9 protein-coding genes and 1 tRNA gene are annotated in these 10,711 nt (G+C 64.6%); 5 read left to right on the forward strand and 5 right to left on the reverse strand.

Going from position 1 to position 10,711, the window contains the following annotated elements; all coding sequences use genetic code 11:
• Positions 1-142 precede the first annotated feature (142 nt).
• Entirely contained in the window at positions 143-1,768 is a 1,626-nt protein-coding gene (locus R6U01_RS07020; protein ID WP_410285746.1) for a Na+/H+ antiporter NhaC family protein, read from the reverse strand.
• A 410-nt stretch (positions 1,769-2,178) separates the two neighbouring features.
• On the opposite strand from R6U01_RS07020, the gene engB reads away from it, so the two are divergent.
• Positions 2,179-2,799: a GTP-binding protein EngB gene (gene engB / locus R6U01_RS07025; protein WP_410285747.1), complete on the forward strand. Its 621-nt coding sequence runs from the start codon at positions 2,179-2,181 to the stop codon at positions 2,797-2,799.
• Between the two features lie 488 nt (positions 2,800-3,287).
• On the opposite strand, the gene R6U01_RS07030 is transcribed toward engB, so the two are convergent.
• Positions 3,288-4,334 (reverse strand): hypothetical protein, encoded by a 1,047-nt coding sequence (locus R6U01_RS07030; RefSeq protein WP_410285748.1) that lies wholly within the window; start codon positions 4,332-4,334, stop codon positions 3,288-3,290.
• Between the two features lie 71 nt (positions 4,335-4,405).
• Positions 4,406-5,119: a DUF1405 domain-containing protein gene (locus R6U01_RS07035; protein ID WP_410285749.1), complete on the reverse strand. Its 714-nt coding sequence runs from the start codon at positions 5,117-5,119 to the stop codon at positions 4,406-4,408.
• A gap of 125 nt (positions 5,120-5,244) precedes the next feature.
• On the opposite strand from R6U01_RS07035, the gene R6U01_RS07040 reads away from it, so the two are divergent.
• Both R6U01_RS07040 and R6U01_RS07045 read left to right on the forward strand, forming a co-directional pair.
• The gene (locus R6U01_RS07040; RefSeq protein WP_410285750.1) at positions 5,245-5,868 is read left to right on the forward strand and encodes an FxsA family protein; all 624 of its coding nucleotides are present in this window, start codon (positions 5,245-5,247) and stop codon (positions 5,866-5,868) included.
• Between the two features lie 106 nt (positions 5,869-5,974).
• Positions 5,975-6,048, forward strand: a tRNA-Ile gene (locus R6U01_RS07045).
• 280 nt (positions 6,049-6,328) lie between these two features.
• Here R6U01_RS07045 and R6U01_RS07050 read toward each other — a convergent pair.
• Positions 6,329-6,640: an AN1-type zinc finger domain-containing protein gene (locus R6U01_RS07050; RefSeq protein WP_410285751.1), complete on the reverse strand. Its 312-nt coding sequence runs from the start codon at positions 6,638-6,640 to the stop codon at positions 6,329-6,331.
• A 609-nt stretch (positions 6,641-7,249) separates the two neighbouring features.
• A complete protein-coding gene (locus R6U01_RS07055; protein ID WP_410285752.1) occupies positions 7,250-9,877 on the reverse strand; it encodes a DNA methyltransferase in 2,628 nt (875 codons plus the stop codon).
• 169 nt (positions 9,878-10,046) lie between these two features.
• Between R6U01_RS07055 and R6U01_RS07060 the strand changes: the two genes are divergently transcribed.
• Complete coding sequence (locus R6U01_RS07060) at positions 10,047-10,169, forward strand: hypothetical protein (protein WP_410285753.1); 123 nt, start codon at positions 10,047-10,049, stop codon at positions 10,167-10,169.
• A 98-nt stretch (positions 10,170-10,267) separates the two neighbouring features.
• Positions 10,268-10,711: DUF456 domain-containing protein (locus R6U01_RS07065; protein WP_410285754.1), on the forward strand; the 444-nt coding region annotated here is incomplete at its 3' end.

The raw sequence follows: 10,711 nt of genomic DNA on the forward strand, positions 1-10,711 counted from the left end.
TCCCGACGGCGGTCGCGAGAGGGGAGTGAGGGCGGGGTCGACCCGTCGGAGAGACGACAGCGACTCGACGCGGCTGACCGCGGACGACGCTCCGCTCGCGCGTCATCGAGACAGGTCGAAAGAATCCGCACCGCCGAGGCGTTCAGTCGTCGTCGCTGGTCGACCGACCGGCGACCCGAACCGTGCGGGTCGCCTCCATGCCCTTCCGGTTCGCGTCGAACTCGGAGAGCACGTACACCAGAACGCCGAGCGTCACCACGCCGATCGGGAGCAGCACCAGCGGCGTGATCCGGGTGGCGCCCCACACCGTCAGCAGCGACGCGGCCACGATCAGCACCGTCGTGGCGTAGTACATCTGGGTGCGGACGTGATCGATGTGGTCGGACCCGGTGAACGTCGACGAGAGGATCGTCGTGTCGGAGATGGGCGAGCAGTGGTCACCGAAGATGGCGCCGCTGAACACGGTCCCGATCGCGACCGGGAGGAGTTCCGGCGTGCCGCCGCCGACGCTCCACGCCAGCGGGACGGCGATCGGCGTGATGATCGCCATCGTCCCCCAGGAGGTGCCCGTCGAGAACGCGATGAACGCGGCCGCCATCAGCACGACGACCGGGAGCAGCGTCGGCGTCACGATGTTCTCCGCGATGTTCGTGACGTAGATACCCGTGCCGAGCGCGGTGGTGACGGTGCCGATCGTCCACGCCATCACGAGGATCGTGAGCGCGGTCAGCATCATCCCGAACCCGTCGATCACGGTCTCCATCGCCTCGTCGAGGTTGGCGATCCCGCTCGCGACGCCCATGGTGAGCGCGACGGCGACCATCATGAACGTCCCCCACAGGAGCGCGTCGACGAACGCGGCGTTGCCGGCGATCTCGAACGGCCCCGCGCCGGGCTCCGACGCGTTGATGCCGGTATAGAACCCGCCGCCGACCACAGTCACCATCAGGGCGATGGTCGGGGCCAGGAAGTACCGGAGCTGCGGCGAGTCGGTCAGCACATCCCCGAGGCTGTCCTCGGCGCTCTGCATCGGGATGGCCCCGTCACGCAGGACCTTCCCCTCCGTCGCCGAGCGGTGCTCGGCGTCGAGCATCTCGCCGAAGTCCCGCCTGGAGAACACGATGATCCCGACCATCACGACCGCGAAGAGGCAGTACATGTTGAACGGGATGCTCTGTAAGAACAGCCCGAACGTGCTGGGAACCTCGCCGGCCTCGACGGAGACGCCCGCGGCGTCGTACCCCTCCTGGATCATGCTCAGTTGATACGCGACCCAACTCGAGATGCCGAACGTCGCGACGGGCGCGGCCGTCGAGTCGATCATGTACGCGAGCTTCTCCCGAGAGATGTTCACCTCGTCAGAGATCTCCCGCATCGTAGTGCCGACGATCGCCGTGTTCGAGTAGTCGTCGAAGAACCAAATCATGCCGAAGAGCCACGTCGCCGCGCCGACCTTCCGTTGGGTGTTGAGTTTGGAGGTCACCGCGTTCGCGAGGGCGTTCGCCCCGCCGAGCCGCCAGATGAGCGCGACGCCGGCCCCGAGGAACAACACGATCAGCATGATCTTCGCGTTGAACGTGCTCTCGCCGATCGAGGAAACGAGCCAGTCGAGCGTCTGCACCACGCCGTGGCTCGCCGTGAATATCACGCCGCCGGACCAGATCCCCAGAAACAGCGAGAGGACCGGTTTCCGCGTCACCATCGCGAGCACGATCGCCAGAAGCGGCGGAACCAGGGAGATGGCGCCGAACGTCTCGGCCCCCGTCATGCGCCTCCCCTCGAACGGTCCGGGACGGACGACGGAGACGACCGACCCTCGGCGGACGGTCCCGACCCCCGTCGTACGCGCTCCGAGGCGTCGACACGGGTTGTCGTCGGCTTCGTCTGGCCGATACGGCGGTTCCGAGCCCTCGTCGTGAGCACCATGTTACAACGACCCACTCCGAATAGAAGTATATAAATGTAGTGGTATTTTCACGATCTATACTACACATTACCGAGGCATGCCGTCTCCGTTCGAGATAGCGATCGGGGTGGTCCTCGGCCGCCGGGGCGCTCGAACCGACCTCCGGCCGGCGTCTATCGTCGTCGCCCCGCGGATGCGCATCGGTCTCAGCCGGGACGGCGCCCGAGATCGACGACGCGCCTTTTAAACCGCTCAGTCGCCCACGTACGGGTATGTTCGAAGACCGGCCGGACCGCGACGCCGAGGTCGTCCTCGTGGGACGCTCGAACGTCGGCAAGTCCACGCTGATGCGCGAGCTGACGGGTCACGACTTCTCGACCGGCGGCAAGCCGGGGGTCACCCGCCAGCCGAACCACTTCGACTGGGCCAGCGAGGGCTTCATGTTCACCGACCTGCCCGGGTTCGGCTTCATGTCCGGCGTCGAAGCGGAGCACCGCGAGGCGATCAAGACGAACATCGTTCACTACCTGGAGGAGAACGCCGACTCGATCCTCGCGGGCGTCGTCGTGATGGACGGGAAGGCCGCCGTCGACATCATCGACCGCCACGCCGAGCGCGGGAACGTCCCCCACGACGTGGAGATGTACGGCTTCTTAGAGGACGTCGGCATCGAGCCGATCGTCGCCGTCAACAAGACCGACAAGATCGACGACCTCGACGAGCGCCTCGACGAGATCTGCGACCGCCTCGGACTGTACCCGCCGTGGCAGCAGTGGTCCGACCGGATCGCGCCGATCTGCGCGAAGCGCGGCGACGTCGAGGCGTTAGAGGAGTGCCTCCGGACGCGCTTCCACGAACACAACCGCGACGACCTGCTGAAGTTCGTCTCTTAGATAAAGACGGTGAATTCCGGCGGTACGGAGCGCCTCCTGGCTTCCTGTTCACAATCGGTTAGCTTCGATTTGACGATATACTCTCTAAAGTCCCAGCCGCTCGGTTATAAATAGCTGACTGCAGATCGGCGGTGAACGCCTCCAAAGCCCCAGTCGCGACGACTCGGGGGCCTTGCTGTCGTTCGAGACGCCGGAGGCGTCTCGTGATGACGAAACGGCTCCGCCGTTTCGAACCACGCTCCTCGCTCGCGGTGCTCGCTGCGGTGCTTGCTGCGGCCACCGTCGCCCTCGCGACTGCTCCTTTGAGTCCCGCCCGACCGCGACCGCTCCGCACCTCACGCCTCCCCAGCCTCGTCGGCCGGCCTCCGCGTCGCTCCGGCCGCCCGACTCCCTCGCACGCGCTTCTCCCGGCCTGTCGGCCGCTCGAAGGCGCGCGCCACCGCAGTCGGTTTATAAACGGTACGTATCGATAGCCGGAGTCGGCCGCCTCAGAACTCGAAGCCGACCGCGTCGCGGTCGGGTCGGATCGGGCTCTTCGGGTACGGCGGGGACGCCTCGGGGTCGTTGAACGGGCGCGGAGCCACGTCGTTCGGGGCGTCGGGATAAAAGAGGGCGGCGAGCGTCTGAATCGCGTCTCGCCCGCTGGCCAGTTCGAACTGGCCGCCGCCGTACGGCTCGATCCCCGCGTCCCGACAGTACGCGATCGTCTCGAACAGCGATTCGAGCGTCCCGAATCGGGAGGGTTTGACGTTGCAGTAGCCGGGGTCGACCGGGAGCGATTCGAGGCTCTCCACCCCGTCGATCGGGTAGTCGAAGGAGAGCCGGTCGGCCTGCGGCTCGACGAGCGGTCGGGTCTGCGCCGTGAACGCGGGGTCCTCGACGATTTCCGACGGGAAGGCGGCGAACACGTCGCGGTACAGCTCCGGGTCGGCCTCCACGTCCACGTCGGTGTCCTCGTACCAGCCCTTCAGGTCGAGGATCCTGACGGCGTCCGTCTCTCTGAGCCGCACGAAGGCCTCCTCGGGCCAGTCCGGGGTCGGGTCGAGCTTGAACTCCAAGTCCTCGTCGAGTTCGAGCAGCTCCTCGACGCGGTCCGTCGTCGGGGGGTCGCCGAGCCGAGTCGAGACGACGAACCGCACCGGGTCCGGCTCGGTGCCGAGACACTCGCCGAGCGACTCGCCGCGCTGGCGGAGCGCCAGATCGAGGGCGGCGCTCTCGACGGCCCATCGCCGGTAGTTCCGGAAGTCCTCGCGCGAGGGGGGCTCGTGCGCGAACAGGTCCTCGTCGTCGAGGCGCGCCGACAGCTCGTCGATCGTCCACTCGCCCTCGATGTCGATCGGGTCGGTCCCGACGAGCGCGTCGTGGTCGGCCGTCTCGTAGGTCACGTCTTCCCCGCGGCCGACGACGCCGTCGCCGGCGAGCCGGAACTCGGTGGTGGTCCGCTCGAACCCGCTGGTGGTCGCGCCGGTGTATCGGCGTCGGGCCACCGACTCGATCGTCACGGACAGCTCCGCGATCCGGTCGTAGGCGCTCATGGCGCACGTAACGGGTCCGGCGAACTTAAATCAGGGACGCGATCGGGGCGCGGATCCGACCGGCGGCGAGGTCAGGACGACTCGACGTCGCCGCCCGCCCGAGCGCGGAGCTTCGCGACGTGGGTCCCGAGCGTCCAGAACACCGGGATCACGGTGAGTGCGACCGCGCCGGCGGCCGCGACCTGCAGCACGGTCGTCGTGAACCACGGGGTCGCGTCGGCGTACGGCAGCGAGGTGTGGGTCACGCCGCCGATCACCGGAACGAAGTAGTCCATGAGGAGGTCGACGGTGTACCACGCGGTCGCGACCGCGACCGCCTTCGGCGGGAAGTCCGTGATCCGGTAGAGCACGAACGCCTGCACGACCATCGCCAGGTGGCTCACGAGGAGGAACGCGTACAGCGGCGGCCCCGAGCTCTCGACGAACCGCGGCGCGAACACGACGAGCACGTACGGGGTCCAGAGCCCGAGCTTGACGTTTCCGAAGAAGGCGAGCGTCGCGAGGGTGTCGCTCGATCGGCCGACCGCCCACGCCGCGAGCGCAAGCGCGATGAGCAGCGTCGCGCCCGGGCTGTCGGGGACGAACGCCCACATCTCGACGGGCACCTCCCGGAACTGGAACCGGTAGTACCAGAAGCCGAACGCGGTGCCGACGAGGTTGATGACGACGATGACCCACGCGAACCGGAAGGCGACGTCCTCCAGCGCCTTCGGCAGCGGCGCGACCCACCGCGGCAGCGACTTGCGCTCGGGGGGGTCACGTCCGAGCGCGCCGACGATGTCCATACGACGGGGTCGGACCCGCCGCCCAAAGCCGTGGCGGTCGCGGAGCGACCGACCGTATGCGGTCCGGGGCGTCGCCGCCGGGAGGACGAAAAGGGCTATGAGTCCCCGGCGGGAACCATGATGGTATGCGCCCGCGTACGCTGCTCGCGCTGCTGCTCGTCGTCCCCCTCGTGGACGCGCTGTTCCTGATCGTGGTCGCGACGCGACTGGGGTGGGCGATCACGGTCGCGCTGGTCGTGTTGACCGCCGTGCTCGGGATGCTCCTCTTGCGCGCCGAGGGGCGGGCGACGCTCGCGCGCATGCAGCGCAAACTGGCCCGCGGCGAACCGCCGACGGACGAGCTGCTCGACGGCGGCCTGCTGATCGCCGCCGGCGCGTTCCTGCTCACGCCGGGGCTCGTCACGGACGCGGTCGGGTTCCTGCTCGCGCTCCCGCTCTCGCGGGTCCCGATCCGGATGGCGGTCAAGAAGTACCTCGTGGTGCCGTACATCGACAGCGAGACCGGCGGCTTCGCCTCCGGCAACGTCTACATCGGCGGGTTCCCCGGCAACGGCGACGGCGGCGGAGCCGGCTTCACGATGGGCGGCAGCCGGTTCGGTGGCGACGGGGACGGCCCCGACGACTATCCGGGAGCGAACGGCAGCGGCAGCGGACCCAGCGGCGACCGCTTCGATGACCCGGATCACGCCGACGACGTGGTCGACGTCGACTTCACTGTCGAAGACGAGGAGTCGAAGCGAACCGACTGACAGCGAGACGGTGGCGGCGCGCGGCGTCGAAACCGCGGGACGGCGGGGGACTGTCGAAAGGAAACCCTTAAAATCCTACCCGCGCAACGACTGAATGCGCTCACCTGGGCCAATAGCTCAGTCAGGTTGAGCGCTCGGCTGATAACCGGGAGGTCCACGGTTCAAATCCGTGTTGGCCCACCTACAGCGTCCACGGCCTCTGGCCGTGGCGTGTTAGGGGCTGTACGCCTCCCCAGCCACCTAACTTCCGTCCTAACTCTCGATAGTTAGAACCCTCTGTTGTAGTAGATCTCAACCGTTGCTTCCACGTACCCTTCTTACATGATGGACTATCGGTTAGCCGCGCGCCTTCCAGCGTCCAAATCTACGATTACTCCTTATTAATTGGCCGCTGACGAGCAGCCTCTGTTGCGTTAAATTTCGATCTGTATTCTTCCAATTAATTCGCTAGCTAGATTTGTCATGTAAATATTAGGACAATACCTGCTAGTAAGAAGACTGCAATCACCAATAAAAATAAAATAGATTTTTTATTGATATAACTCCCGCTAATTGTCTTTTCGTCCGACCCTTTGCTGGCAGCTTCGTTGTTTTTGAACCACGCTTCGGTTTCACCTTCTTCTCTTTTCAGTTGTCTTTCAGCCTTTTCTACTTTTAAACCGATACAGTCGTGTGATTCTGGTAGGCGACATTTTGTACAAAATGTCTCTCCGCACTTACTACAGGTGTAATCAAGCCCACTCAGGTTACGACCGCAATGGTCGCACTCCATGTAAGTTCATATTTTGGACTGATTATAAGATTATCCTCTGATATGGGATTCTCAGGCAGTAATTATATTAGAGACAAACAATATATAATATATATTATATGCTGGCCGAACTTTTACTATAACCTACCCAATTGATTTTGACGCTGTTCTGCTTTCTGTTGTTCTCCACGTCGGTCGTAGTGCTTCTCAAGCACGTCGAGACTCACATTCATCCGGTGGCTGACGACCTTCTCCGGCACGTCTTCGAATAAGTGGTAGGTGATTGATCCGCGACGAGTCGCGTGTGGACTGACGCTCGATGGGCAAGTACTGGTTTTGTTATTCTCCTTCGCTTCACACGATTCTATTTCGCGGTCGTGAGGACAATAGTCTGTATATTGACAGAAAAGAGTGATCCGATAGATACTGTCCCGGAGAGAGGACTTTGCCGGTCGTCATTGACGAGATGTGAACAACCATCGCAATTGCACGGACGGACCCGACGACGAACCGCCGGCTATCGTGGACAGGACCGTCGGCGACTGCCCGCGGATTTCCGACCGGATCCGTCGTCTCGTCGACGGCTTGATCGATGACCTCTGTCCGGCGCGGCGAGCACGGGTCGGCTCGTCAGGGTGTCGTCGTGAGTTCGAACAGCCGCGCTTCACCCTGTCGGCCGGCCGGCCGGCGGTCACCGAGGAGTTCGATCAGTGCGGAATACGTGAGACAAGAGAACGGGTTCCCGTCGGTCAGATCGTCGAGTGCGGGTTGCGTCATGGCCTTCTTCCACTGGCCGTACCGTTCGTCGGGGACGACGGACACGGCCCGCGGCGTCGCGTCCGTGTCCGCGTACGCGTTCCCCATGCGGACGATTCCGTCCTGCGGGTCCGTGGCGCGTTCGACCTCGAACATCGCGACCGGCGTCTCGTCGTCGAACCAGATCAGATCGACGTTCCCGAGCCGCTCGCGGACGGTGTCGGAAAAGCCGCCGGGGATCCGCGTCCGGGTCTGCGTGTCGCGGAGGACCTCGCTCCGATCGGTTTCCGGGTCCCCGATCCACACGTCGTACCCGAGAGCGGTGCCGAACGCGGCGAGTTGGTTGATGATCCGGTCGTGATCGAGCGCCGATTGCCGCTGCTGTGAGTCCGTATCGACCAGCCCCTCCTCCTCGGCGAGGGTGTCTCCGGTGAGCGTTTGTTGATACGAGTCGCGTCGCCGCCAGCGAACGACGCCGCCCCGTTCGACCGGCTCGGCGATCGAGTGCAGCACCTCTAAGATCTCTCGATTCTCGGGGGTCTGTGCGCCTTTGAGGCTCGTGAAAATCCGTGAGAGGATCTCGTCGAGCGTGGCGGAGGAGCCCTCGGTGTCCGCGTAGACGGATTCGATCAACCACCTGATCCGGCGTCGGAGCGGGACGTACGCGACCTCGTCGGTCGTCTCCCAGTCGACGGTCGTCCACGCGTCGCCGTCGTCGGTGCGTTCGAGATACTCGTCGAAGAGCCGACGGTAATCGAAGTCCCGCACCTGTTCGGAGTGCATCCTGTTGTCCTCGATGAGCCGCAGCGTCACCGCGCGCACCAGCTGGTCGTAGGTCGCGCGACCGTCGTGGAGCCGGACGACGCGCTTCGCCTCCTCGAGGACGGCGCTCCGGACCTCTTGGATGTCCCCGACGTCCAGCTCGGGCTGGTCGCGGGTCTCCGGTCGGCGGAACGTGACGTAGATGTCGCCGTTCATCGTCCCGGGCTTCCGACGGTTGATCCAGTTCGTGTACTCCTGTGCGGGGACCTGGTAGACCGCGTCGACGTACTCGAACCCGGCCTGCTGGATCGCGTGCATCAGGGAGTTCCAGTACCTGAGCTCGCTGCTGTGGAACGTGACCGTCAGATACCCGCCGCTCTCGAGCACTCGGAACACTTCGTCGAACGCCGCCGCCAGCATCTCCTCGTAGCGGTCCCGGGACTTCTCTTGGCGCGGGTTAACGACGATTTCGTCTTCCCAGTCGACGCTGCTGTCCACCCAGCTGTTCGCCATGTAGCTGAGTTCGAAGTACTGGACGGCATCGCCGTACTCCGGGTCCGTGAACACGTACTGGACCGACTGATCGGGGACCGGCAGGTCGCGTGCGTCCCCGTTGATGAACCGCCCGCGGTCTTCCAGGGGGCGTCCCTCGTTCAGCTCCTCGTTCGCTTCCCGCATGCCGTCGAGCACGGTCGAGAACCGGTTTCGGAACGCGTGTGCGACGTTGAGCTCGAGGTTCTCCGGGTGAATGACGTAGTTCTTCGCCGCCCATCCCTTCTTGTTCGGTCGCTGCATTCGACTCACGTGCTCGAGGATGGCGACGAAGGTGAGAAGCAGGGCGTCGACGACGGTCTGACTGAAGCCCTGTTCCCCCAGCCGATAGATCTCGTGTCGGAAGATGGACAACGCGATCAGATTTCGGTCGGTGAATAGCTTGTCGACGCGCTCCGTTCCCGGTCGAGACGTGTAAAACTCCTGTTCGTTGGGGTACACCAGTTCGTCGTCAGGACAGTAGTACGGCGGCGAACACTCGCCGAGCCGGTCGAGCTTGGCTTCGTCCCACTCGTCGAGCGGGACCGTCTCGCCCGCGTCACACTCCGGACAGGCGTACTTGAGTTCGCTCGGGACGTCCTCTTCGATCCGGATGTACCCGTTTTCGAACAGCCGCTGGTTGATCGCCCTCGTTATCTCTGATTTGCGGGCGTCACCGAACTCGTCTAAGTCGATTCGCTCCACCAGCGTCTCGTGGGAGAGGCGACCGGCCTCGCGGAGCTGATCGTAGATTTCGACCGCGAGCGTATCGAGCGTTCCGTCCCCCGAGATCGACCCGCTCGCGTCCCCCTGAGCGGGCGAATACACCCGAGTTGCGGTCGTTTCGAGCGTTCTCGCCCCGTCGTATCCACAGTTCCGACACGTCGTCTCGTAGAGCCACTGAAAGGACTGGTTGGCGTCTCCGTCGGTCTCCCCGAGCCGGTGGCGCCGGTACCGCACGTTCTCCATGACGGTGTCGAAGCCCGCTTCGAGCTCGTCAAGGTCCACGTGAGCGGCAGTCGTGCGAGCGATGTGACGAAACAGCGGGTTCAGGTCGTTGTAGACACCGCGGCGGTTCGCCCGGAGCGCCTCCAACGCGGTGACGCCGCTCCCGGAGAACGGATCCAGGACGGTGTCTCCCTCCTCCGTGTACTGCTCGATGTAGCTCTCGACGAGGTTCTGTGGTTTCCGTCCCCAGAACCGCACCATATCATACATCGCTGTGTTCGCGGAAGAAACGGCGTGTTCGGGAGGGTCGATGAGATCGTCAGAAGACATACTGACCCGTTACCGGGCAAAGGAATCTACCGGTGATAAGCGCACCGTCTCGTGACCGACGACGGAGATAAATCACGGGTTACTGTCTCGATACCAGACGATGGACGTCTGCACGGAGGCGATAGACTGCGACGGGCGCGAGCGCCACGAGTGCGTTCGGTATCGCGTCGACTACACCGACGGCGACCGAGAGTTACTCGAGCGCCTCCGAGCGGAGGGGTAACGGCTCGCCGACGGTTCGGACGGGAGAATGACCCGAGATAGCTCGCGACACCGCACCTCGGAACGAACACCTTTGCCCGAGTGAGACGAGGAGGAGGTATGGTCACGTTCGCGGCCGAACTGGCGATCGTGCTGCTCGCGTTGTGTGCGGCCAGTTCGTTCGTTCCCTTCGTTCCGAGCGGCGTCCTCGCCGCGCTCGTCGTCGTCGGCTACGCGTACACGACGGGCTTCACACAGCCGAGCCTCTCGGTGCTGTCGGCGCTCGTCGCCCTGTCCCTGTTCGCCTCGGCGATGGAATGGCTGTCCGGACTCGTCTCCGGGCGACTCGGCGGCGCGTCGACGCGGACCGTCGCCGCCGGGACGGCGATCGGGATCGCCCTCCTGTTCGTCATCGGTCCCCTCGGACTCGCGGTCGGGGTCGGCGGGACCGTGTTCCTCGTCAGTCTGTACCACAACGCCGACGACCCGCGCGGTGCGGCCCGGATGTCGGCGTACGCGGTGGTGGGCGTGCTGGCTGGCTCGTTCGTGCAGGCGGTGCTGCTG

This window comes from Halorubrum sp. (assembly GCF_046498025.1).
GTDB lineage: Archaea > Halobacteriota > Halobacteria > Halobacteriales > Haloferacaceae > Halorubrum.